Source organism: Thioflexithrix psekupsensis (genome assembly GCF_002149925.1).
Classification (GTDB): domain Bacteria; phylum Pseudomonadota; class Gammaproteobacteria; order Beggiatoales; family Beggiatoaceae; genus Thioflexithrix; species Thioflexithrix psekupsensis.
In genome coordinates this window covers 15,435-42,098 of the sequence record NZ_MSLT01000006.1, presented here as the reverse complement: position 1 = coordinate 42,098, position 26,664 = coordinate 15,435, and the positions used below count along the sequence as shown (strand labels likewise).

15 protein-coding genes are annotated in these 26,664 nt (G+C 42.1%); 7 read left to right on the top strand and 8 right to left on the bottom strand.

Annotation, left to right across the window (positions count from 1 at the left end):
• Nucleotides 1-27: 27 nt before the first annotated feature.
• Nucleotides 28-2,643: an alanine--tRNA ligase gene (gene alaS / locus TPSD3_RS01510; protein ID WP_086486828.1), complete on the bottom strand. Its 2,616-nt coding sequence runs from the start codon at nt 2,641-2,643 to the stop codon at nt 28-30.
• Between the two features lie 277 nt (nt 2,644-2,920).
• Between alaS and TPSD3_RS01505 the strand changes: the two genes are divergently transcribed.
• The gene (locus TPSD3_RS01505) at nt 2,921-3,607 is read left to right on the top strand and encodes a nuclease-related domain-containing protein (RefSeq protein ID WP_086486827.1); all 687 of its coding nucleotides are present in this window, start codon (nt 2,921-2,923) and stop codon (nt 3,605-3,607) included.
• A 101-nt stretch (nt 3,608-3,708) separates the two neighbouring features.
• Here TPSD3_RS01505 and TPSD3_RS01500 read toward each other — a convergent pair whose 3' ends face one another.
• On the bottom strand, nt 3,709-10,059 hold the full coding sequence (locus TPSD3_RS01500) for an SDR family NAD(P)-dependent oxidoreductase (protein ID WP_086486826.1): 6,351 nt from the start codon (nt 10,057-10,059) through the stop codon (nt 3,709-3,711).
• Between the two features lie 36 nt (nt 10,060-10,095).
• On the bottom strand, nt 10,096-14,091 hold the full coding sequence (locus tag TPSD3_RS01495; RefSeq protein ID WP_086486825.1) for a non-ribosomal peptide synthetase: 3,996 nt from the start codon (nt 14,089-14,091) through the stop codon (nt 10,096-10,098).
• A gap of 783 nt (nt 14,092-14,874) precedes the next feature.
• Between TPSD3_RS01495 and TPSD3_RS01490 the strand changes: the two genes are divergently transcribed.
• The 6 genes from TPSD3_RS01490 to TPSD3_RS01465 all read left to right on the top strand — a co-directional run bounded on the left by TPSD3_RS01490 (nt 14,875) and on the right by TPSD3_RS01465 (nt 20,740).
• Entirely contained in the window at nt 14,875-16,083 is a 1,209-nt protein-coding gene (locus tag TPSD3_RS01490; protein ID WP_176329681.1) for a formylglycine-generating enzyme family protein, read from the top strand.
• Nucleotides 16,084-16,085: 2 nt separating this feature from the next.
• Nucleotides 16,086-16,922 (top strand): hypothetical protein, encoded by an 837-nt coding sequence (locus tag TPSD3_RS01485; protein WP_086486823.1) that lies wholly within the window; start codon nt 16,086-16,088, stop codon nt 16,920-16,922.
• The gene (locus TPSD3_RS01480; RefSeq protein ID WP_086486822.1) at nt 16,909-19,032 is read left to right on the top strand and encodes an MFS transporter; all 2,124 of its coding nucleotides are present in this window, start codon (nt 16,909-16,911) and stop codon (nt 19,030-19,032) included. The genes TPSD3_RS01485 and TPSD3_RS01480 overlap by 14 nt, the downstream gene beginning before the upstream one ends.
• A gap of 7 nt (nt 19,033-19,039) precedes the next feature.
• Nucleotides 19,040-20,116 carry an ABC transporter substrate-binding protein gene (locus tag TPSD3_RS01475; RefSeq protein ID WP_086486821.1) on the top strand — a complete coding sequence of 359 codons (1,077 nt, stop codon included), beginning with the start codon at nt 19,040-19,042 and terminating at the stop codon, nt 20,114-20,116.
• 130 nt (nt 20,117-20,246) lie between these two features.
• On the top strand, nt 20,247-20,480 hold the full coding sequence (locus TPSD3_RS01470; RefSeq protein WP_217884344.1) for a hypothetical protein: 234 nt from the start codon (nt 20,247-20,249) through the stop codon (nt 20,478-20,480).
• Nucleotides 20,477-20,740: a ParE family toxin-like protein gene (locus TPSD3_RS01465; protein WP_086486819.1), complete on the top strand. Its 264-nt coding sequence runs from the start codon at nt 20,477-20,479 to the stop codon at nt 20,738-20,740. The genes TPSD3_RS01470 and TPSD3_RS01465 overlap by 4 nt, the downstream gene beginning before the upstream one ends.
• Nucleotides 20,741-21,066: 326 nt before the next feature.
• Here the strand turns inward: TPSD3_RS01465 and TPSD3_RS01460 are convergent, their stop codons facing one another.
• From TPSD3_RS01460 to TPSD3_RS01440, 5 genes are all read right to left on the bottom strand, one after another.
• The gene (locus TPSD3_RS01460; protein WP_086486818.1) at nt 21,067-21,333 is read right to left on the bottom strand and encodes a Txe/YoeB family addiction module toxin; all 267 of its coding nucleotides are present in this window, start codon (nt 21,331-21,333) and stop codon (nt 21,067-21,069) included.
• Complete coding sequence (locus TPSD3_RS01455) at nt 21,334-21,564, bottom strand: DUF2281 domain-containing protein (protein ID WP_086486817.1); 231 nt, start codon at nt 21,562-21,564, stop codon at nt 21,334-21,336. It abuts the gene before it with no gap.
• Between the two features lie 82 nt (nt 21,565-21,646).
• Nucleotides 21,647-23,455, bottom strand: a complete 1,809-nt coding sequence (locus tag TPSD3_RS01450) for a WD40 repeat domain-containing protein (protein ID WP_086486816.1) — start codon at nt 23,453-23,455, stop codon at nt 21,647-21,649.
• A gap of 47 nt (nt 23,456-23,502) precedes the next feature.
• On the bottom strand, nt 23,503-24,534 hold the full coding sequence (locus tag TPSD3_RS01445) for an IS630 family transposase (protein WP_086486815.1): 1,032 nt from the start codon (nt 24,532-24,534) through the stop codon (nt 23,503-23,505).
• 45 nt (nt 24,535-24,579) lie between these two features.
• Nucleotides 24,580-26,589: an ATP-binding protein gene (locus TPSD3_RS01440; protein WP_086486814.1), complete on the bottom strand. Its 2,010-nt coding sequence runs from the start codon at nt 26,587-26,589 to the stop codon at nt 24,580-24,582.
• Nucleotides 26,590-26,664: the final 75 nt, after the last annotated feature.

The following is a 26,664-nucleotide window of genomic DNA, read 5'->3' as shown; positions in this document are numbered from 1 at the left end:
CGCGCTAAATTAGTGATTAAGAAAAAATCACAAGCGTTCTTTCACCCAAGCGGCAACGCTGGCCAAAGCAGAAGCTAAGTTTTCAGGTTGTGTTCCGCCTGCTTGTGCCATGTCGGGACGGCCGCCGCCGCGCCCTCCGACTTGCTGCGCCACAAAATTAACCAAATCACCTGCTTTTACCTTATTCATTAAGCCTTTGGTGACTCCTGCAATTAAGGACACTTTAGCGTCTTTAATACTGGCTAATAATATCACGCCATCGCTCTGATCTAATTTACTTTTCACTTGATCCAAAGTGTCGCGCAATTGTTTTGCGTCTAAACTTTCCAATTCAGCCACCAATAAACGTATCCCTGCGGCCAATTCACAAGATTCGCTTAATAAATCTTGACCGCGATTACTGGCCAATTTCGCCTGCATTTTCTCCAACATTTTCTCTTGTTGCCGTACTTGTTCTTGCAACTGTTTAATGCGCGCTTCTAATTCATCAGGCACGGTGCGTAATAATTGTGCGGCTTGGGTTAAACAATGTTCGGTGTGATTCACCCACTGTAAGGCATTTAAGCCTGCAATCGCTTCAATACGGCGTACTCCAGCGGCGACTCCCGTCTCACTGACGATTTTGAACAAACCAATGTCGCCCACCCGTTTTACATGTGTTCCGCCGCACAATTCAGTGGAAAACTGCCCCATACGCAATACACGAACTTGTTCTTCGTATTTTTCACCAAACAAAGCCATTGCACCGCTATTCATGGCGTGTTCTAAAGCCATTAACTCAGTTTCTACGGGATAATTGCTTAGAATTTGCTGATTTACAGCGTATTCTAAAGCACGTAATTGATCGGGTGAAACGGGTTCAAAATGAGAAAAATCAAAGCGTAAACGATCTGCATTGACCAAAGAGCCTTTTTGTTTGACATGTTCACCCAATTGCTTGCGTAATGCAGCATGTAATAAATGAGTGGCTGAATGATGGCGCGCAATGGCTGTGCGTGCCGATTCATCAATGTGGGCAGTCACACGGTCGCCAACGCGCAAAATACCTTGCGTCAATTCTCCAATATGAACAATGGCTTTGCCCATTTTTTGCGTGTCTTCCACCACAAAACAGCCCCCATGGGCTAATTGTAATTCTCCGCGATCTCCCACTTGACCGCCCGACTCAGCGTAAAACGGCGTGTCATTCAAAATCACCTGCGCTTTTTGTCCCGCGGTTATTTGTTCTACGGCGTTACCATTTTCATACATTGCCACGACGGCCGCTTGAATTTGCGCCGTTTCATAGCCTTTAAACTCACTTTGCAAGTCGGATTGCGCCTGATTTTGCGACCAATCGGCAGTAAATTGACTGGCAGCCCGCGCTCGCGCCCGTTGTGCCGACATTTGCGCCTCAAAACCATCCATATCTAAGCGTAAACCCCGTTCCCGCGCAATATCGCCCGTTAAATCCGTCGGAAAACCATAAGTATCGTATAAACGGAAAATTAACTCACCCGGAATTTCTGTCCCCGTCAATTCCCCAATCGCCTGCTCAAACACTTTCATACCTTGATCTAAAGTGTCGGCAAAGCGTTGTTCTTCTTGCAATAATACTTTGCGTGCGACATCTTTAGAGGCGCGTAATTCGGGATAAGCCTCGCCCATTTCTCGATCTAAGGCATCCACCAATTGATGAAAAAACGGCTCTCGTAAACCCAATTTATGACCATGGCGAATGGCACGGCGAATAATACGACGTAAAACATAACCGCGGCCTTCGTTAGACGGTACCACCCCATCCACAATCAAAAACGCACACGCCCGAATGTGATCGGCAATGACCCGCATTGAACTGTTCGTGTAATCGCTCGTGCCAGCTAACTCGCCTACCGCAGCGAGCAAATGTTGAAATAAATCAATCTCATAATTACTGTGTACTTTTTGTAAAACCGCAGACAACCGTTCCAAACCCATGCCCGTATCCACCGAAGGACGCGGCAACGGCGTTAATTGACCGCTGGCATTTCTGTTATACTGCATAAAAACCAAATTCCAGATTTCAATATAGCGGTCTCCGTCTTCATCTGGACTACCGGGCGGCCCGCCAAAAACCGCTTCTCCGTGGTCATAAAAAATTTCAGAACACGGCCCACAAGGCCCTGTATCTCCCATCATCCAAAAATTATCTTTTTTACCACAGCGAGAAAAACGCTGTGGATCGACTTTAATGTGTTTCAACCACAAATCAGCCGCTTCATCATCTTCTTCGTACACTGTCACCCATAATTTTTCTGGCGGCAATTGCAACACACGAGTCAGAAAATCCCACGCATATTCAATGGCTTCGCGTTTAAAATAATCACCAAAACTAAAATTGCCTAACATTTCAAAAAAAGTATGATGACGTGCCGTATAACCTACATTATCTAAATCATTGTGCTTGCCGCCCGCACGTACACAACGCTGTGCTGTTGTCGCACGCACATAAGGACGCGATTCATGACCTAAAAAGGTTTCTTTAAACTGCACCATTCCCGCATTGGTAAACAACAAAGTGGCATCGTTACCGGGAACTAAAGGGCTGCTGGCAACAATAGTATGTCCTTGTTTTGCAAAATAATCTAAAAAGGCTTGACGAATATCAGCAACACTACGAATCATGGTATTATTAATCTTATCAGTTGTTGAATACAATAACACTCGCTTTACATGTCGATCAGCAAGTATCTCTATGAGTTTTATGGCCAATTTACCACAAGCGTGCAAACGACAAAACCGTTTTTAATGGGGCGAGTCATCTTAAACAGAAAAGACAGGCTATTTTTTGATTCAAGCCCTTTAAAATGGACTTGCAATAGCGTCGCGTTAAAAATACAATAGTACAAAAATGGCATAAAAAGTAAACTTAAAGCATCTTAGAAAAAAGAGGTGTATTCACATGTCAATTCGATCATGGTTTAAAGGTTGGATGGGGGAGATTCAGGGGACATTAGCGAAAAAGATATTTCTCGATTCCAGTATTTATATTGATATTAATAATGTGACCATTCCCACAGAAAATGGCACCACGCAAATTGATCACGTCATTATTTCCCGTTATGGTTTATTTGTGGTGGAAACAAAAAATATGAATGGCTGGATTTTTGGAGATGAGAAAAGTCCACAATGGATGCAACAATTTTTTGATAAAAAGTATCCTTTTCAAAATCCATTACACCAGAATTATCGCCACACTAAAGCCTTATCTGCATTTTTAGATGTGGAACATCATAAATTATTTTCTATTGTGATGTTTTGGGGGAATTGTGAATTTAAAACACCGCTGCCTAAAAATGTGATGAAAAGCGGTTATATTTCCTATATTAAAAGCCATACCCAAGTGTTATTTTCCGATGCAGAAGTGCGGTATATGGTGGCTACTTTAAAAAGTGGAATGCTGCCTAAAAGTTGGGCGACTCATCGGGCGCATATTGCCACATTAGAAAAACGCTTTTCTAACCCAAATATTTGTCCTAAATGCGGTCATGCGCTGGTTTTGCGCATGGCAAAACGTGGACACCATGCTGGCTCACCATTCTATGGTTGCAGCCATTATCCGCAATGTCGTTATATTAAGCCATTGTAAATAACGCATGAATAATGCGATCTTTTATAAAAAAAGACAGTCTGTTTCTTAAAACAAACTGTCTTTTGTCATTGCATCTGCTCGCTAAATAAAATCAACCATTATTTTAATTTAACACCTAATAATTCCTTAATTTTTTCGGCTAAAGTACGAACATAAGGCTCTTTAGTCATGGTGAAATGTTCTCCTGCAATGAATTGAACATTCACTGCCCGATCACAAAGTGATTGCCAATATAAATCGACGGGAACAGAATCATTTGTTTTTGCCTCATCCATTCTACCAGATACCGTATGTTGACAGTGCAATAAATGCAGCGTTCCTTGCCATTTTGCTGGGCTTTGGTAGCGATAATAAGCCATCGTATTGGTTTGGAAAATAGACAGAATAGATTCCGCTTGCGTCTGATCGGCATTATCGGGTAATAACTCAGATTGTTTGAGCCAATCAAAGGCTACATTTTTTGCTAATTCATCACTTAATGTTGTTTGATCATCAAGAGGAATAAGTAAAGTTTTTCCTGATAATCGCATCAATAATGTTTGCCATTTCTTTAACCATTGAAAAGTGTCTAATGGCATGGTATCTGTCAAAGCAAATGCGGGTACGGGAGCTTGAATATCCATCACGATTAATTGCGCCACCGTTTCTCCTTGTGCCAGCAATTGTTGTGCGATTTCAAAAGCCAAATAACTGCCGAAAGAATGCCCACTTAAATAATAAGGCCCCGTCGCTTGCTTTTGCCGAATCATTTTTAAATAAAACGCAGCTAAAGCTTCAACCGTTTTTTCCTCAATTTTCGGTGTTTGGATACTGAGCAAATCAATATCAGGCTGTAAATAATTCGCTAACGTTTGCAAATAAATAGGATTCCCCGTCAAGCCCGGAAAGCAGAATAATAACGGTTTAGAAGAACTCGGAGCAATTTCACTAAAATATACCCATAAATGCTCTTGTTCCGAAGGCATTAAAACCGATGTTTCCATTTGGCTTAATTTTTCTGCCAAATGCGCCACTGTAGGTTGAGCAAATAAAACAGATAAAGGCAAAGTCACTTTAAATTCATTTTGAATTTCAGTCATTAAGTGCATCGCTAAAAGCGAATGGCCACCCAATTGAAAGAAATTATCCATCACTCCCATATTATTTTGCTTTAAAACCCGCTGCCAAATGCTTAATAAACGTTGTTCTAAAGCACTGCGTGGGGCTATTGGCGTTGAGTGATGTTCCTGTAACGTTAAAGCCAATAATGCCGCTTTATCACACTCTCCTTGTTCGGTTAAAGGCAATTGCTCCAAAGCCACTTTTTCATAAATTAATGCCGTCCCAAAATGATCATACCAAGGCTGTTTAATTTCGGCTAATTCGCTGTAATTTTTATCATAATAAAGCGTTAAACATTGTGTTAATTGACAAGGAATTAAGCGATGCGCTCGAACAAAAGGTTGTTGTCCATTTAAGCCAATTAAAACATAAGGTAATTGATGCCACAACGCAATATTAACCGCATGTAAACCTTGTGTGAGCGATAAAGAAAGCATTCCGCGTGCTTCTAAAGCCGCTTTACCTTGATAACCCGCGCTCATGCCTAATTCTTGCCATGTACTCCAGCTAAAACAGCGGCTATCTATCCCTTGTTGACGTTGATAATAGGCAAAACGTTCTAAGAAACGATTAGCACACGCATAAGCACCAATCATTGCACCGCTAAAATGACTTAATACCGAAGAGAAATAGACAATAAAAGGTTGTTCACTATGTTGCAATAATTCATGCAAAACCAAAGCCCCATTTATTTTCGCAGCCATCGCTAATTGCCAAGCGGAATCATCATATTCTATTAACAAACGTTCTTCATAAACGCCCGCTAAATGCCAAGCCCCTAATAAGGGTAATTGCCAGTCGTTTTGATAATGGCTAATTACCGTTCGTAATGAATCCAAATCAGTAATATCTGCACACACATAAGCCAAATGGCAATCATGCGCTTTTGCTTGTTGTTGTAATTGGCGATATTGTTGTTGCTGTTCTGGCGTTAAAGAAGTCTTTTCTTTACGCCCAATTAATAGCAAATGATAGCCGTTTTGTTGCAGCAATTCTTGTGCGATTTTAGCGGCAATACCACCTAAACCGCCTGTGATTAAATAAAAACCTGTGGTTTTTAATGGCAAAGAATAATGATTGTCAGGTGCTTGGAAGCTCACTTTTTGCAAAAAAGGCAGCCAACGCTGTTGTTGTCGCCAAGCGATTTCTACGGCGGAATGTACGCTATTAAATTCAGCAGCTAATATCTTTAATAAACCACCTGTGGTTTCATGGCTTAAATCAAGATGTTTTAATGTTAAACCCATTAATTCCTGCGCCAATGTTTTCAATAACGCAGGTAAATGAGCATGATAATAATGCAATGGTTCTTGTTCAAAAACAATTTGTGTGTGGCGAGAAATCACCAGTAATCGCGGTAAATAATAACCATCGACAGTCAATAAAGTATCTTGAAAAGGCAATATAGCGCGTAGCAAATAACGCACACTATGAATCCCATAATATTGGGCTTGATCAAAACTGAATGGCAACGTGCTATTTTCATAACTCCAACAATGCACAATGCGATTAAATAACATTTTTTGTTCAGCTAATGCAGAGAATAACTGCACATAATCTGAGGGCTGAGTGGGATTAATTTGATAGCAGTAACTATTTAATTTCTGAAAACAATCGCCCGCTTGCACATTGACCACTGCATTTTTAAAGTGATTGGCAATGGCTGTTACCCATTCTACTTGATTAGAAAAAACTAAAATCGCCAAGATATTTTGACTGGATTGTTGACTATAAATATGGGCTAATTGCCAAATGGGACGATAAAAACAATCGGGTAAAGTCTGATCATTGGCTTGCGCCACATCAATTTGATGTAAAATGGTTTGGTAATTGCCAGATAATAAATTAGTTTTTAATTGTGCGCGTTGAATTTTTCCACTGGTGGTTTTGGGAAATTCATTTTGTTTTAACGGGATAATAATCGCAGGAGAAATGCCTAATGTTTGACTCACTTGACGGCGAATGGTGTCGATTAATGCCTTTATTGCGGGCGTAATGTCGCCTGTAAAGGCTTTAGGGACGAAAAAAATCGCCAAGCCTTCTGTGCCTTCATGTTCGTTGTTGACCGCGCACGTGCCTGTAAACGTAGGTTCTACGCCATCAATGCTATTGACGACATCCTCAATTTCGTAACAATAAAAATTTGCACCGCGCACAATAATCATTTCTTTTAAACGCCCTGTTAACGTTAAACAGCCGTTTAAAATAAATCCCAAATCACCCGAATTAAACCAATTTTCTCCCACAAAAGATTCTGTATTTGCCGCGTCATTATTCACATAACCTGGTGTGACCACTTCGCCGCGAATTTGAAAGCGACCAATAACGCCTTCTTTAACCGTTTTATTCTCATGATCGGCAATGCGAATTTGCACTCCGCGCATGGGCGGCCCTAAATGGATAAAATCAATCCCATGGGTATCTGTTGGATCGGTGAATTGCAAGTCTCGATCTAAAGTGGATTTAGCCACTCGAATCACACCTTGATTTAAATCAAAATCATTGTGATAAGTCATGCAAGTGCAGACTTCAGCCATGCCAAATGCGGGTTGAATGCGCTGTGCGGTGATGCCAAAAGGTGCGGTCATTTCTAAAAAATCTTGCACCACTAAACGAGTGACTTGCTCGCCTGCATTCATTAAAAATTTAATCGCTGATAAATCAAAATGACGCGGTTCTTTTAATTGTTTTAAACGATCACTGACCAATTTAAAACCAAAATTAGGCGACCAAGAATGCGTCACGCGATACCGCTCTAAATAAGTCAACCACCACAGCGGATCATTTAAAACATGCTCAGTTTTTAATTGAATTTGCTGACAGCCTAAATAAGTGTCTTTTAAATGATAAGTTAAAATAGGCACCACATGATCTCTAGGCAACCAATTCAGTGAAACATCATCGCTACAATACCCGTTAAATTGCTGCGATCCATGAATGTGACACACCAGACTATAATGCCGTTCTTGGATACATTTAGGCGTTCCTGTACTGCCAGAACTTAATTGATAAAACATAATGTCATCAGGATTAGCAGGATATAAAACCGCTTGTTCTGATGAATAGGATTTTAAGGTATCTACCGATAATAAATTTATTTGATTATCGTTAAATAACTCTTTTAACTGCGCGATTTCTGCATATAAATTGTCGCTGGTTAAAATAACAGGCTGTTCTAGTAATGTCCAAATATTATAAAGTTTATTCACCACCGCATTTTTACTGCGATAAGTGGGCGCAATCGCCACTGTTAAAGGAGTAAATCCACCCAAAACACAGGCCCAAAAACTACTGAAATGATCCCGCAAATGTTGCACTTGCAAAATCACGCGATCCCCTTGTTTTAAGCCCTTTGCTTGCAATCCTGCCAGAATTTGCCGTGCTTGCTGCAATAAATCAGCATAGCTTTGGAAAATAACGGTATCGCTATTTTCTACATAAATAATTCCCTTATTCGGATGATTTTTAGCCGTGCGTAATAAAGCCTCAGTTAAAGTTAAAGGGGCATCTTGAGGAAGAGTTAATGCACCACCGTCACTAAAAGCCAAAGGACGTTCAGGAATAACGCTGGAATCAGAATCAAGTTTTACCTTATCAGAAACGGAATGAACGGTGGAATGAAAACTATTTTTTGGCAATAAATGTGCGGGTAATAATTGACTTAAATGCAAAGGAGGTGTTGTTAAAATACAATCATGCTGGATCATTGCCCATTTTGTATTTTTTTTATTCGTTATTTTTTCATCAAAAATCGGTAAACTTAATAACAAGGCCTCATCAACTGCACCATTAGACAGCCGCGGCAAATTCGTTAAAGAAACATAATAATCAGGGAGTTGCGATGATGTCGCAGCCTGATCCCATAAAAATTGTTGTAAACGTTGTGCGGAAAATCCTGATTGAGATACAATAAAAGCGATTAATACCGTATCAGTGACCTGACTTGTATTTTTTTCTAACACCACACATTCGGACACGCTGGGTTCACGCAGCAACAAGGTTTCAATGGTGTTCAAATTGATGCGTAACCCTTGATGCCACGCATAACGTTCTGTTCCACCAAGCAATTCTAAACGATTTCCTTCCAACCAACGAGCGCGTTTATGCGTGCGCAAAAGGGTCTCCACTTGCGGGTGAGTCAAATCATAGGCATGACATCTGGCCAATAAACTCAATTCTCCCACAACACCTGTTGGCGTGGGCTGCATAAAACGATCTACAATCTGAAGATGATCAGAAGAAAATGGCGGCATCAGTGGAACAAAACCAGTAACCTCTTCATTTTCTGGCATTATTTCGCAACAGTAAGATAATACAGGCTCGGCTTCTGGCGTGGTAAACAGATGATACAAATGAATGTCGGGACGTAAATGTAAGCATTTTTGTGCAACATATTGCGCCAACACCTGACCACAACCAATGATGACTTGTAAATTAGGTAATTCGTTAAGTAATTCACTTAAACAAACCAATTGCGGCGGCGTTAAAAAAGCCACATTAACCGCTTGTTCTCGCAAAGTGCTTATTACGTCGCGCCCTGCAATAACAATGGTTGCCCCATGCTGTAGCGGCCACAAAATTTCCCAAAATCCAACCTCACGGTGTAACAAAGTGTTATGTAACAGTGTCGTGGTTACTGATAACGGGTGTAAGTGTTGTAGCTCATTTAAACGCTGCCACGCGGCGCGGTGGGAAATGGCCATCACCATGTTTTCACTGGTGTAAATTTGATAGGCAATTGTTTGTAAATCAAAGGGTTGTGAAAGGTAAGTGGGTGGCGTATCTGGGTAATCTGACCAATGCGGATCGCTAAGATTCAGCAATTTATCCCCCGCCATCGGAAACAAATGCGCAAATAAATCATCCTGTGTCAACACGGCATCTAGGCGTTGAATGTGTTTTTGCTGCGTATTTGGTAGCACATAATCAGGATGCCACACAAAACAAGCCGACTCCGCTTTTAACACCCCCAATAAACCAATAATTCGCGCCAATGACGGATGGGTATATAAACCAATTTGCCGATTTTTAGTCAAATGATGTTGATGTAAAAAATGTGCTAATTGATTGGTTTTTTTCTCCAATTCGGCATAAGTTAATTGCTGTCCTTCACTATCAATCACCGCAATCGCTTCTGGTGTTTTTTCAGCAAAATAAGCCAGATTTTCAAAAAGAGAAATCATAGGCGGCTTTAAATAATTAATCAGTGCTTCTCGATATTGAGTCAATGCCTGTTTTAATTCATTATTTAAAATACCTTTAGGTGCATCAATATGTAATTTTTCTTGCTCTAAAACAAGCTTAACATTAAGCTGTTTTAAAGTCATTAATAATTGACTTAAAGTCATTTTTGCCTCCGATTATTAAATTTTGTCTGTAGAAAATTAAAGCTCAAAAGTTTCCCATTCAGCTTGAGTTTTTTTGACACTTATTTCTGTATCAAATGACAACAAACTTATTTTTTTATCAGGCTGTTGTAAAATGTTGCCTAACAAAATTTCATAGTGATAAAGCAAGCGATTAATCGTCTCTTCTCGAAAGAGAGAAACATCATAAGCCATTGTTCCACAAAGACAATGCTCATCTTCATATAAAGTCAAAAATAAATCAAAATCGCTGGTTGATTTAGATAAATGAATGCGTTCAATGGTGAATTGCTCACCTTGCATTAATTCTGACCAAGATTCATCTAAAAAACTCAGCATAATTTGAAATAACGGATTATGGTTATTTTGACGAATGGGACGCGCTAAAGCCACCACTTGAGTAAATGGCACATCTTGATGGCTATAGGCCTCTAGGGTGCGTTGCTTCACTTGTTGTAATAATTGGCGAAAATGAGAAACTGTCGATAAATCACTGCGCACCACGACGGTATTGGCAAAGAAACCCATTAAAGATTCTAATTCAGGAAAAGGACGATAAGCCACAGGTAAACCAATTAATAAATCATCTTGTTCACTATAGCGGTGTAATAAAATTTTAAATGCAGTTAATAACGTCGTAAATAACGTGGTACTTTCCGCACGACTTAACGCTTTTAATTGGCGCGTTAATTCTTCACTCCATTGAAATTTAATACAGGCACTGATAAAGTTTTGTTGTGCAGGACGTGGAAAATCAGTGGGAAAAGTAGATAACGTCGGCGCATTGGCTAAGGTCTGTAACCAATAATCCACTTGTTGTGCAAACCGTTGTTGTCGCAATATGTGCTGTTGCCATGCGGCAAAATCAAGATATTGAAAGGGTAATGGCGCAATAGAATATGGCTCTAAATTCGCTTGATAATGCGCCAATAATTCTTGTAAGAAAATCCGATAAGACCATTGATCAGAAATAATATGGTGCATAATAATCGCACACCAATAATGATTTTCATCCATCTGCCATATTAAAACCCGCCACAATGGCGCAATTGATAAATCAAAAGGCTGTTGTGCAGCATTTAAACAATACTGCTCTGCTATCTGCTCCCGCTCTTTAACCGTAGCGGCTATTAAACGCAAATCAGCATGGCTAAAATCAAGGTTAATGGTGGGTACTAATTGCGCTTCAATATCATGGTGTGCAGTTTTCTTAAAAAACATTCTTAAAACTTCTTGACGCAAAGAAATAGCGTAAAAAGTTTGCTTTAAACGCATCACGTCAATAACACCACGCAATCGAAACACCCCTAACATATTATAAACAGGATTATTGGGTTGTAATTGATCTAAGAACCATAAACGATGTTGTGTGGCAGAAATAGGCAAATGATCCGTGCGAGAAATGGCTTGTAATTTTGGCCATTCCATAACAATAGCAGATTGCAATTGTTGAGAGAATTGGGCAATGGTGGGTGCAGCAAATAAAGTTAAAACAGAAAATTCACTATTAAAGGCTTGATTGATGGCTTGAATTAATCGACCTGCCAATAAAGAATCCCCACCTAATTCAAAAAAATTATCATGAAGATTCAGTGTTTTTAACTGCAAAACTTGTTGCCACAATTGAGTTAATTTGGCAACCTGTTCTGACTCAGAACTAATACTAACTTCTTGATAAGAATAGTTTTTAGACTGTTCCGATAAAGCACAACGATCTAATTTTCCATTAGGTAAACGCGGAAATTCAGCATGTAATAACCAAAGATTTGGCACCATATAAGGAAATAAATGAGATTCCGCAAAATTCCGCCATTCACGAATTAAATCTTGCTTTTGCTTTTCTTGAGTCAGAACGCAGGTATCGGCAGGAATAATATGCGCCACTAAACGTTTATTGTCTAAACCTATTTCATCGGTTAATACCGCAATGTGTTTAATCGCAGGATGCTTAGATAAAACAATTTCTATTTCGCCTAATTCAACCCGAAAACCACGGATTTTAATCTGATTATCTTGTCGCCCAATAAACTCAATCGTCCCCTCTTCTCGAAAACACGCCAAATCTCCTGTGTTGCATAAAATTGCTTGAGTATCAGTGGAGAAAGGATGGCGCATAAAAGTGGCCGCCGTTTTCTCAGGTAAATTTAAATAATAGCGAGCAATTTGCCCCCCAGAAACATGCAAATAACCTTGAATGCCAATGGGAACAGGTTGTTGATATTGATCTAAAATATAGGCTTGAATATTTTTAATTGGACGACCAATTGCCACGGTGTGAATATGGGTTAATGCGGACTCTAATAAATCTTGATTATTCACCGAATAAGCCGTGACCATGCCTACTGTTTCTGTTTGCCCGTACATATTCACGCAACGGGTTAATTGCCCCAATTCATACCGCCAACGATACGGCAAATCTGACCATAAAGGTTCAGCCGAAGATAAAATGCAAGATAAGCGATTATTTAATAAAATTTCCCGTGTGGCAGGCGGTAAATGCAGCAAATGCTCCAAACAATGTCGCCAATAAGAGGGCGCAAAATCAACATGTGTCACTTTTTCCCGCTGAATTAAAGCAAATAAAGCACTGGGATCAGCACGTTGCGCGCTACTGGCTAATACAACAGGAACACCGTTACATAACGGCACAAAAAGTTGACGCACCGAAGCCGAAAAACCAAACGAAGCCGTGTGCAAATACACTGAATCCGCACTGAACTGTAACGGTTCGGGCATGGCATCCACATAATGACACAGATTACGATGGGTGACAGCCACACCTTTGGGCGTTCCCGTCGAGCCAGACGTGTAAATAACGTATGCCAATTCATCGCCTGTCAGGGCAACTGCTGGCTCTGACAGAGGCGTTGTGTGCGCATTTTCCTCTACTCCGACCTGCTGCTCCTGCTGCTCCTCGTCCCAGCACAAATAATGCGCATGGGGCGCAGACAGGTGGCTTTGCAGGGCTTTTTCGGTAATTAATACGCTCAATTGCGTGTCGGCAACCATGTAGGCTAAACGGGACGCGGGATAACTGGGGTCTAGCGGCACGTAAGCCCCGCCCGCCTTCAGCACGGCTAAAATCGAAATCACCATTCCCGCTGAACGAGATACATACACCCCTACCAACGTATTCTTATGCACACCCGCCGCAATTAACGCCTGCACTAAACGATTAACCTTTTGATTTAATTGATAATGAGAATAACGATCCGACTCAGAAATGAAAGCCAAATCATGCGGTTTTTGTGCGACAAAATGCTGCCAGCGCGTCAACACAGAACCGATTGACACGGGTTTGGGGGTGGAATTGAGGTGGTTGATCAAATATTGCCATTCCGCAGCGCACAATAAAGGCAAGCGCGCAACAGGCACTGTCGGTAAATTTAGCGCAGATTCCAGTAGGTTTTGCCAATGTCCAAACCAGCGCGATAACGTATTTATTGGCACGTGAGCTGGAGCATAGAGATTTGAAATCAATTGCTTATCTTGCCATTCTAATGTAATTCCCCAACCTGTCAGCCAAGCAGGTGGCTGTTGTGCGGTTTCAGAAAAATACAATTGAGTCAAAACAGGATAAAGCGTATTTTCATAATTATCAATCTTATCAATAGGATAAGTTAATGAATCAGAAGCAATAGATGGTTGTTGCAAAGCAGCAATAAGGTTGGCACGAATTTTTGTTAAGGTTTCGTTGAACGGATCAAGCAGGGAAATTTCAAAAATAAGTGGAAAAATATTTTTATTATCAGAGCCTTGCCAATTGAGCAAAATAGATTCTTGTTGAGAATAGCGCGCATAAACGCTCAATGCGCCTGCCAATAAAATTTGTGCCAATGGACATTGTTCTCTAAACGCAACGCCTTGTAAAGATTGAATAAGTGAGGCGTTCCATTGATGAGTTAAGCGCAAAGTTGCCGCAACCGAGTCTGTATTGTTTACAGCGGTGTGAGGTAAGGTGATGGGTGTCGGCCAAGTCTGTGTTGTATTTTTCGTAGCAGAGTGTGTAAGCAAGATGTGTTCTCCCTAATCGGGTTATTATTTAGTCTGACAATTTATCCGCATTATCATTTTTATCAATAACGACCAAAACGGTGATTTAATGATAAACTTAGCTTTGGAGTCAATGGGCGTTGCTTTTCTAGTCTTACTTTAGAGCATTAAACAGAAGCTCGTTTTTTTTGTAATCGCCACCTTAATTAAGTAGTACTTTACTTGGTAATAAGTAATATAAATAGGCGGTTAATGTTTAGTCAAAAGATTTTAATTAAGTCGTTAAATAAAAATATTAAGGTATTAAAAGCGTTCAGAATTTTCACATTTCTACCGCCCCCCCTACCCCCCTCCTGCTAGGAGGGGGGTAGAGATGAGGTTATCTTGTTAAATTTTAACCATAAAAATAACCTCTTTCCCCCCCCTCCTAGCAGGAGGGGGCTGGGGGGCGGTAGAAATGTTGATATGCCAGATTATTTTCCTTTTGGTACTTATGATTCAAAATAACCATTGAAACAGACAACTGAAACCATGCGCCCACTGACTAAGTAAGTCGGTGCTTGAACCGCGAGAAAATGCGTTATTATTTGCGATAAAAACTTAACCGTTTGGCTTAATTTGACTAAAAATAGGGTCTTTTATTTTTTATAGTGAAGAATAAAACAAAGTGATTTTACCAAAAATAATCTTTTTGAGAAAGATAAGATTTAATCCAGAATTGCATTAGCGATAACAGGTTGAGAAATGAGTAAAAAAGTTTTTTGTTATAAGCATGTTATAGGGATTATCGGGTTATCTTTTTGTGTGGCATCCCAAGCACAAGCACCATCCGCGATAGATTCCGAAGCGTTGCGTTCCAGGCTACAAACGTGCCAGATTCATTTTGAGGCTGATCGCTTATTAACTGGGCAACCGGGGACGGCTTATCAATGTTACAAATCAATCTTAGAAAAATACCCCAAGCAGTCTGATGCCGTAGCGGGTTTGGCGGCAATTGCGCAGCGTTATGAGGTGTGGATACGACAAGCGGTACACGATCAGCGGCCTGATAAAGCAAAACGATATGTACAGCGTTTAGAGGTCGTTGCGCCTGATTACCCGCAATTGACTGAATTAAAGGAAAAAATAGCCAAAATCAGCTCTTCCACTCCCTCCACTTCTGCCCGCGAAAAAACAGATACGACGATTACTTCTACAACAGTACCACGTTACACCACTGTTTGGCAAGAGTCTGTGACAGGAATTCGATTTGTAAAAATTCCCGCAGGATGTTATACCATTGGTAGTCAAGAAGCGGAGGAAGGACGTTATCCCGATGAGTATTCTCGTTCTGAGGTGTGTCTTGACGCATTTTGGCTGGGAGAAACAGAAGTGACCAACGCCCAATATCGAAAATTTGTCGCGGCGCACGACAGTCGGAACTATTTGCAGCGTACTTTGAATGACGATGAACAGCCTGTTGTATTCGTTTCATGGGATGAAGCGGTTGCTTTTGCTGATTGGTTGACCCAACAGTATGACGGTAAATTTCGTTTTCGTTTACCTTCTGAGGCTGAATGGGAATATGCGGCGCGGGCGGGTGCAAATGCGTCTCGATTTTGGGGGGATGATCCGCATTTAGCCTGTCAATTCGCCAATGTTTTAGACGAAATCACGCTTTCTACTAATCCTTTTTCTAGTTGGGCAGGTGATAAAAATTGGCATCGCTGTCAAGATGGCTTTAGCGTCACAGCCCCTGTTAAACAATTCCAAGCGAATGCTTTTGGTTTATACGATACATTAGGTAACGTATGGGAATGGACTTGTTCGGCTTATTTAAATGAAGAAATCACGCGAGAATTGGCTTTACAATGCACTTCTTCTTCCGAAACAATGACGCGAGTGATTAAGGGAGGTGGCTGGAGTTTTCGGGTTCATTTTATCCGTTCAGCCATGCGTTATCCTGAAAAAATGAACAGTAGAAATCATTATACAGGTTTTCGTGTATTAAAAGAATTCGTGCCTCAGGAATAAAGATGAATTTTACCTTAAAAATTACTTTTACTATTTTTATTTTGCTCAGTTTATCCTTAGCCATGATTAGCCTGCTTAATTATTTTAAATATGATAAAACATTGGCTGATTTAGTGCGTTCTCGTTCTGATGTGGTGGCGATGGATATAAAGAATAATATAGAGTCAAATTTAAGTTTGGGATTATTTTTATCTGAAATTTCTAATTTGAAAGATATTTTAGATCGGGCTAAAGAGCAAAATGACCATATTTTAAAAATTTATATTTTTGGTCAAGATGGTGTGGTGCTGTCCAGTACAGATGAAAACTACAAGGGACAAGCCATGTTGGCGGCGCGCTTACGTATGGTGAGCGACAATACAGGAGGGAAAGTGGCGAAATGTAATGAAAATGCGCGGTCACAAACGGTAGATGCGTGTCTTAATTTAGAAAACAGTTTTTCTCAACAAATTGGAGGCATTTATTTAGAAAGCTCTAAAGATTATCATCAAGATAAAATAGCCACTATGTTTAAGCATTTATTGTCTAGTTTTATTTTGGTGTTGTCGATCATTACAATACTGACTGCATTTTGGATATTTAATGTGTTTCGTGAAACGGCGCATAGTTTTAAACGAATGAACCAACAACTGATGTCATTAATTAAAACAGATGCGCCTATTTCTGAATCAAAAGAGACAGATCGATATTCGAGAATAAAGCAAAATGATCTGGAGCATCATTGTGACGATTTCTATCAAAAAGCAAAAGATGCTTTTGATGAAATTAAGCAATTTGAATTAACTCATTCAATCACTGATTATCCCGTCACGGAAGAAAAACCAGATGTTTTCAAATAAAGTACATTCTCCCCAAGAAGATACCACTTATTATGCCAATAAGATGAGTTGGCAATTAACTTTTATTGCGGCAATGGTCATGATAGTGGCTTCGGTCTGGCTTTCTTATCAAGCATGGTTTTATTTTGAGCAGGAATTAATTCCAGAGATTGATAAAAAATCGGTTGCGGTGGGACATTCTGTGATTCAGCCTATTCGCAGAAATTTAAACCATGATATGCCATTTGAAAACATGGTTGATGTGGAGGTTTTTTTTAAAAAACATTTAGAAAATCATAAAGAAATTATTTATATTGCTATCACTGATGAACAAGGAAAATTAAAATATAAAACAAATCCTTTATCCTTAGAATTAGCACCTTTACTCCAGCAGGCTTCACGGGAATTTTGGCAAAAATATCCCTTAAATCAATCTGCTCGCATTCATGAAAATAGCAGTCATGTTTCATTAATCAATACGGTTTACAATACCACAATGATTATTGCCTACGGTGAAGAAAACAAAATCGCAGGCTTATTGCATTTAGGAGTCAATCAACAATTTGTAAAAAATAAAACTCAAGAAGTGATTTATGATGTTATTACCTTGTTGATTATTTCATTATTAATCACTTCTGAGTTTTTAAGGTTTTTAATTAATCATAATATTGCTGCACCGATTCACCTAATTAACGTGGCTATAAATCAAGCCAAAAAAGGTAATTTTACCCATACCATTAGAAATCATTCTAGTGATGAAGTGGGGATTTTTATTAAAACTTTTAATAAAGTTATTATTCGCCTAAATGAATATTATCAACAAGGACAGCACTCTTTAAAAGCGTTGCAAGTCAAATTAGCTTATCATTTTGCGGAAAATGGTCGTCCTAATGAGTTGGTGGATAATGTTTTAATTAATATTCGGATTCCTGTTTTTTTATTTATGTTTGCTGAGGAGTTGCCGCGTTCTTTTTTTCCACGTTATGTTGAAGATTTATATCAAAATTCAGAAGCATTATTATTTAATTTATCCAAAGAAGTGGCGATGGGTTTACCGATTTCTTTATTTATGCTGGTGGTTGCTATTGCGATGCCTATTTCTGGAAGATTGTCTGATAAATATGGAAGTCGGCGCATTTTTTTAATTGGTTTAATTCCATCAACAATGGGTTTTATTTTAACTGCATTTTCTCAGAATATTTACGAATTATTAGCGTCACGGTGTTTATCTGCATTTGGTTATGGCATGATGTTTATTGCCTGTCAGGGTTATGTGGCGCATCACACCACAGGCAAAGCCCGCACGCAAGGCATGGCGATGTTTGTGGCTGCGGTTATGGGGGCGGCGATGTGCGGGCCGCCTGTGGGTGGAATTTTGGCGGATCAGCTTGGATTTCGTGCCGTATTTATGATTGCGGCATTGTTGGCTATTCCTTCGGCTTTAATGGTTTATTATTTTCTGGTGTCCCCACAAAATAATAAAGAATCAACCGCAGGAAAAAATAGTTTATATTCCAAGTTGCACTGGTCAGATTTTGCATTACTATTAAAAAATATTCGCTTTGTGACGTTATCGTTTTTTGCCGCTTTACCCACTAAGTTTGCATTAACAGGATTTATTTTTTATTTCATTCCGATTTATTTAAGCGAATCAGGTGACAATACCCAATCGACGATTGGTCGCATCTTGATGTTATATGGCATTACGGCGATTATTATCACGCCTATTTCGGCGAAATTAGCCGACAAATGGAAAGCACAATGGTATTTTGTGGCAAGCAGTGGTTTCTTAGCGGGAATGAGTGTGTTATTCATGGTTTTTTTTGATGGAACAATGGCGACGGGATTTAGTGTGGCTTTATTGGGTGTGGCTCACGCCATTGGCATCGCGCCTCAATTGGCATTAGTGCCTGAATTATGTCAAGAGGAAGCAAAACGAATCGGACAAGCCACCATTATTAGTTTATTCCGTTTAATTGAACGTTTAGGCGCGGTGTTAGGCTCTTTGGTGATGGCGGCTTTATTGACTTATTATAAAGAAGAAGCCGTTTTTATTTTAGGGGGCGGCTTGGCGATGAGTGCATTAATTTTTAGTTTAATTTTTTCTTTTGACTCCACTCGTTTAAAGTAAGGTGATCATGATGTTTTATGTTATTGCATTATGTCTTTTATTGGCACAAATTGGAGCGGTTTGTGCGCAATCGATTGTGCCTGAGAAAAAACCTTTTCGCATTGCCATGGCGTTATGGCGTGGAGAAACCGATATTGATAAAAGTTTTAAACAATATTTTCGTATCAAAAATATTGATGTTGAATTTGAATATTTTGATGCCAAGTCAAATAAGGATAATTTACCCTTAATAGTGACTCAAATTAAAGAGAAAAAACCTGATTTAATTTTTTCATGGGGAACAACGGTCACAGAAAAATTAGTGGGGTCTTATGAGAGTTTTCAGCGAGGCGATTTAAGTTATATTCGAGATATTCCTGTGGTTTTTACGATTGTTTCTTATCCTTTTGATAAGTTGGCGGTGGATAAATATTCGGGGCGCAATATCACAGGCAGCAGTCATCTCGCGTCATTGTCCAATCAAATCAATGCCATTCGTAGTTATAAAGAGTTTACACGTTTGGGAATTATTTATAATTCTGAGGAAGATAATTCAAAAGCCAATGTGAAAGAATTAAGAGAATTAGCCCAACAAGAGCGATTTATGTTTATCGAACGTTCCATTCCATTAGACGCAAAAGGTCAGCCTATTCCTGAAATGATTCCCAGTGTATTAGAAGAGATTGCCGCACAAGTGGATGTGTTGTATATGGGGCCTGATTCGTTTACCGCAGGCGCACACCAACGGGTGACGACATTAACGGCTTTATGGTTAAGAGTAATGACCTTTACATCGACCGAAAGTGCCATTGAGAAAGAGGGGGGTTATGCCAGTATTGGTTTAGTGAGTACTTATAAATCATTAGGACAATTTGCGGCCTATCAAGCGGAACAAATTTTATTGCACGGTAAGAAACCTGAAGAAATTCCCATTGAGCCATTAAAGAAATTTACCTTTATCGTCAATACGCCTTCTATCAATTATTTGGCGAATTATCCGCCCTTGTTTGTGGCAGGCTATGCGAAATATCAACAGCGCGCGGAGCATGTAGAGCTGGTGAAGCGATTAAGGGATAAAAGGCCATTGACATTTAAATGGCCTTAGGAGAGACAGGGGGATAATTTATAACGCGTTCCCACCGACCCTGTCGGCCGGCCGTCCCGATGCGCCGCGTTCTTGCACGTCGGAACGGCGATGATTAAGCGAGATAAATGACACGGATATAAGGAGCTTGATGATGCACAGTGAGACTTTAACAACCATTGAGAAAATGATACAGCCATTATCTGTTGAATTGCAGCAACAGGTTTTGGTGCATTTACGTGAGTATATTGCAGAGTTGCAGAGTGAGCGGCGTTGGGAACAATTAGAGCAATCGCATTATGACGGATTGGGACGTGCCGCGCAGTTGGCGAGACAGCAGATTGCTGAAGGTCTGGCGCGTCCCATGAATTGGGATGGGTTATGAATTCGCAAACTTTGCCTTCATTTTGGGAGGCTTATCGGCGGCTTGAGCAGTCGCAATGTCAGCAAGCACGAAAAGCCTATCGGTTGTGGTTAGAGAATCCTTTTCATCCTTCGTTGCATTTTAAGTGTATCCATCGGGGGGAGTCGGTTTGGTCGGTACGGATTAGTCGCGGGTATCGTGCAGTGGGAATTCTTGATGGGGATACGGTGACGTGGTTTTGGATCGGGAATCATGATGATTACGAGGCGTTTTTTGGTTAGTGGACTCCTTTTTTACGTGCCGCAGAGCGACAAAGAACCTCATTTTTTCAATATATCTCGTTCCCACCGACCCTGTCGGCCGGCCGTCCCGATGCGCCGCGTTCTTGCACGTCGGAACGGCATTGCCACAAACTTGGGGGAACGAGATGATGTTTAGTCCGCTATTTGCCTCTCGGCACTTTCTCTAAATAGAAGCGGTCGCGTTCTGCGCAGGTGAGGCGGCGTGTTGTAGGATGGACTGACGAAGGAAGCCCCTCAGTCGCGTCATTCGATTGATGGGCTTCGCTGTTCTCAACCGAGCCTACGCTTGCTGCTGTTGTTATTATTCAATCATAATGTCCACCGATTGCGTAAATGTAAATAAGTTCATCATCAAAGCTATCAATGAGACGTTCTTTATCGGATAAACGACGAGAATATTTACCCGTTAATTCATGTCTTAATGCTTCAGGTTTTCCCAAACCTTGGGTTAAATCGTCACTACGCTGCATTTCTTTCAAAATATCGCGCAGTTTCTTGTGCAGTTTTTTATCTCGTTCGCGTAATGTTTCGTAACATTCCCATGTCGATTGCTGAAAAACAATATCACGCATTCACTCATTTCCCTCTAAGTTGAGTTGTGCTTTTGAGGGCTTAAACCATTGATCGGGGTTGCTATCGGCTACTTGGATTTGTTGCATTAATTGTGGATTGTTGCGGACGTATTCAGTTTCTGAGCATTGTTGCTTGAATTTTAAGAATTCAACGAATTTCAAGACTTCTTTAGCACTTTCAGCAGGTAGTTGTTGCACTTGTTGATAAATTTCTTCAGCGAGCATGTTCATGGTCAGTTGCCTTGGTTTTATTTGGGTTTGCTTTAAAGCGCGTTTGTTGCTGTTAGTTAGGATGTTTTTCAAGTTTAGTCCGCTATTCACATCTCGGCACTTTCTCTAAAAAGAAGCGGTCGCGTTCTGCGCAGGTGAGGAGGTGGCCGGGGAGGAGTTGGGGTGGTTCGCCTTCTTTGCTGATGTCGCGGGGTGGGAGGAAGGTTTTGGCGTGGATGATTAGTTCTTCTAGGGTTGGGAAGAATAGCCACACGCGGGCGGTTTTGTCCTCAGACGCGGTGACGATACGGCGACCATCGGGACTGAACGCCGCTGAATTAACAGAACCTTCATGCCCCGTGAGCGTGGCGAGGGTTTTGCCGCTGTCGGCTTCCCACACGCGGGCGGTTTTGTCCTCAGACGCGGTGACGATACGGCGACCATCGGGACTGAACGCCGCTGAATTAACAGAACCTTCATGCCCCGTGAGCGTGGCGAGGGTTTTGCCGCTGTCGGCTTCCCACACGCGGGCGGTGTTATGCCATGAAGCAGTGACGATGCGGCGACCATCGGGACTGAACGCCGCTGAATTCAGCCAACTTTCATGCCTGAGCGTGGCGAGTGTTTTGCCGCTGTCGGCTTCCCACACGCGGGCGGTTTTGTCATCAGACGCGGTGACGATGCGGCGACCATCGGAACTGAACGCCGCTGAATTGACATAACCGTCATGCCCCGTGAGCGTGGCTAGGGTTTTGCCGCTGTCGGCTTCCCACACGCGGGCGGTGTTGTCCACAGACGCGGTGACGATGCGGCGACCATCGGGACTGAACGCCGCTGATTTTACTCCACTAAGTGGTCCATGCCCCTTGAGCGTGGCGAGGGTTTTGCCGCTGTCGGCTTCCCACACGCGGGCGGTGTCATATCCACCAGCGGTGACGATGCGGCGACCATCGGGACTGAACGCCGCTGAATTCAGCCAATTTTCATGCCTGAGCGTGGCGAGGGTTTTACCGCTGTCGGCTTCCCACACGCGGGCGGTGTTGTCCACAGACGCGGTGACGATGCGGCGACCATCGGGATTGAACGCCGCTGACCGTACATTACCTTTATGCCCTGTGAGCGTGGCAAGGGTTTTGCCGCTGTCGGCTTCCCACACGCGGGCGGTTTTGTCCTCAGACGCGGTGACGATGCGGCGACCATCGGGACTGAACGACGCTGAATATACCCGTTCCTCATGCCCCGATAGCGTGGCGAGGGTTTTGCCGCTGTCGGCTTCCCACACGCGGGCGGTGTAATCCCATGAAGCGGTGACGATGCGGCGACCATCGGGACTGAACGACGCTGAATATACCCGTTCCTCATGCCCCGATAGCGTGGCGAGGGGTTTGCCGCTGTCGGCTTCCCATACGCGGGCGGTGTTGCCAGAAGACGCGGTGACGATGCGGTGACCATCGGGACTGAACGACGCTGAATTTACACTTCCTATATGCTCCGTAAGCGTGGCGAGTGTTTTGCCGCTGTCGGCTTCCCACACGCGGGCGGTGTTGTCATCAGACGCGGTGACGATGCGGCGACCATCGGGACTGAACGACGCTGAATTTACACTTCCTCCATGCCCCGTGAGCGTGACAACAAGTTGGCGCGTTTCAACATCCCAGACAAAAGCCAGTTTGCCAGCGTAAGTAAGCAAGCGTGTGCCATCAGGACTGAAAACAGCATCGCTTACAGAACCATCATGTTGCAAAATGCCTTGATAATGCCGATTAATCCCTCTGGATAAAACATGATTAGCTGTTCCCACAAATGGCCGATCAAGGTACGTTTCTGAACTGTTTGGCAAGGCTTCTAAAGCCAATCGCATGGCTGTTGCTGTTTGACCTTTATTCAATTCAATTTCAGCAAATCCAGACATACCAAAATTATGTGAGATATAAAAATAAATTAAGTTCTAATATCTAGCTAGATATTAGGTATAAGATACTGTTTAATTTTATTAAACTTAAACACTTTACCTGACAAAAAGGTCTCAAACATACTAGTGACTTCTTTAAAGCTTGATAGACGATGAAAATTCTTTCTGACCCAATTCTTACCTTGAAGCCAAATATCCTCGACTGGATTTTGCTCTGGGGCATTGGGCGCAAATCTTAATAAACGAACTTTCCATTCTGATTCTGGAAGTCCCCCATTTAATTTCTCTAAATAAGTTCTTAAACCTTCAGAACGATGATAACTTGCACCATCCCAAATAATCACATGACGGGATTCTTTATATCTGTAAATGAGCCAGTTAATAAAGTCTATCGTATATTTTGTATCAGCTTTCTTTGCCCTATCTAAAATAAATTCTCCCGTATAAATATTCACCGCTCCATACCACGTTTGAGAAGTGCGATAATTACTCATCTTTATTGACGTTCTTTCTCCTTTTTTCGACCAAACATAACCACAAATATCTCCCCACAACTGATGGCTTTCGTCTTGCATCCAGTACATTACCTCTCCACTTTCTATCTGTTCACGCTCCTTATCTATTAAATCCTTAATCTCTTTTTTTTTAGCTTCTACTTTTACCTCATCTTTTGCCGAATTCTCTTTGTGTGTCTTCTTATAACTTAAATTCGCTTCTTCTAATAATTTAGTATAAGAAGTATTTGAAGAATAGAAAACATCATACTCCTCTTTTAAGTATCTCTTTAGTTCCTCTATTGTTATTGTCTTCTTTTCTTGTATCCAATTAATCACATCTTCTCGTTCACGCGGCTTTAAATACCCTGGCGAGCCTTTATACGCTAACTTTAATCCTTCCACCCCTGACGCTAAATAAATGGCTTTCCATTTATCCACAAATTGCACACTGACACAACACGCTAAAGCCGCTTCCGCACGCACAAAACCAAGCAAAGACATTCTTACTGCCATCGCTCGCTTCACTTCTCTCGCCTCACCTGTTGACATTAACTCTTCTAAATCTTCATATCTTTTGTTCATTATTCTCTCCTATTTGAAAAGTATTATTATACGACTCTGAAAAAATTAGTACAGCATTAATGATTGATTACGAATAGAGGTTGTTAAGTTTTCCTTAGATTGTGCTAAATTTTTCTGAGATTCTGTTTCATGGCGTTTTGCCTCTTCTGCTTTCTCCACCGACTCCCCCCAAAACCACCAAGCCACCCCACTCAAGCCCACCGCAACTACAAAAAACGCCATCACAAACGTCGCCCACACCCGACGCTGCCGCGCCTGCTCCGCCAACGCCCGATCCCGCTCCGCCACACTTCGCACAATAAAATCTCGCTCAGACTCCGCCAAAAAATCCGACCGCTCCGCCAAAAACGACTCCGCCACCGACAATGGTGTACCCGACAACAACACGCCATCGGCCAAATAACGCCATAATCCCTCCTGCCACAACCGAAATTCCCGATCCGCCGCCATCCACTCCCGCAACCGCACCCAACCATAAATCAATGCCTCATGCACCACCTCCACCATTTCCTGTCCTGATTCCACATCCCGCCCCAACACCACCAAGCGCGCTCCCGCTAACTGTTGCAACACCGTTTGTTGTGCCAACGAAAAACGCGACCACGCCACCACCCGCCGCGTGTCCGCTGTCCCCAAGCCCGGCCGCACCAACTGCACCAACACATAACGACATTGCGCCTGTCCCTCAGCACTAAAACGCCCATACACCACCTCAGCATAATTCGCCAATGCTGCCGTCACCGTCCCCAACGCTTCATAATTCGCATGAGTCAACTGCTGCCCTTGTCGCAATCCCCACAACTGATGCAAGGCAAACTGCAACAACGGCAAACTGCCAGATTCTGTCCCCACATCCCGCACAATTCGCTCAGGTAAACCTGACTCAAAGCCCACCCCCAGCTTTTGCGCTGGCACTGTAACCGCATCTTGCAACCCAGCCGCATTCAAATTGCCCAACATCTTATTACGATAACCATCAAACCACGCCGCAAATGCCGCATCTGCCAACGCCGCACCCAAAAAATCCGCCCGCAACGTCACCAACACTGTCACCGTCAACGCCGCCGCTTGCTGGGCTAAAAACGGCAACAACAAGGCTAAAAATTGCTGTTGCGTTTTCGCGTCGTTCAAGGTGTACAACTCTTCAAACTGATCCAACACCAACAACACCCGCCCGCGATACTTCGACGCAATCCGCTGTATCACCATATCCAAAGTTAAATCCTGCGCCGCAAACGACTTAGCCAACGCCTTCGCCTCTGCCAACCGCGCCACCTCATTCACTTCCGACTGATACAACCCATCCATCAACGCCACCGCCAACTGATACAACGGCTGATCCAGCGGCCGACACGCCATCACCAACCAACCGCCCGCCTGCTTCAACGCTGGCACCAAACCCGCAAACACCAACGAGGACTTACCGCTGCCGCTATTGCCCAACACCGCGACAAACGCCCGATCACTCACCAATTGCTGCAAATCGGCAATTTCCGCTGATCGCCCACAAAAAAACTGCGCATTTTCTTCTTGAAACGCCGCCAAACCTTGATACGGATTGTCCAACACGGGCAAGGTCGCCAAATCAGGCAACGCCTCCGCCCCGCCTTCTAAACTTTCAATACCAAAATTTTCCAACAATAAACGCACACAAGAAAACAAAAAAAATGCCTGCGAAGAATCCGCCTCCGCCCCGTTATGGATTAATGGATTACGAATATCGCTCAAACTATCCAAATTAATCATGCGAATATTGATCAAATCCCGTCCCGTCACCTTACCCCATTCATTAATAAAATCACACGTCCGAATCAAGCCCAACAACTGCCCCATCGTAAAATCTTCAATCCCACTGGCTCGGCTTCCCTTTGCCGTTTTCTGTGCTTCCTGCTGAATCCGCTGCTGTACCGCACTCGGCAACACCGCCAAATGTCGCAACAACAACTGTCGCAAGGCATGTTCAATAATGCCTAAACATTCCTTAGCAGCAATCGTATAACCACCTTTATCTAACAAATTTTCTTTAATAAATACAATGCGTTGTTCTAAATTCATGGGGCAGGTCTCTTGATGATGGCAAACGGATACAGCGCAAATCCTATAGTTGAGTATGATAAGACATACAAAAGC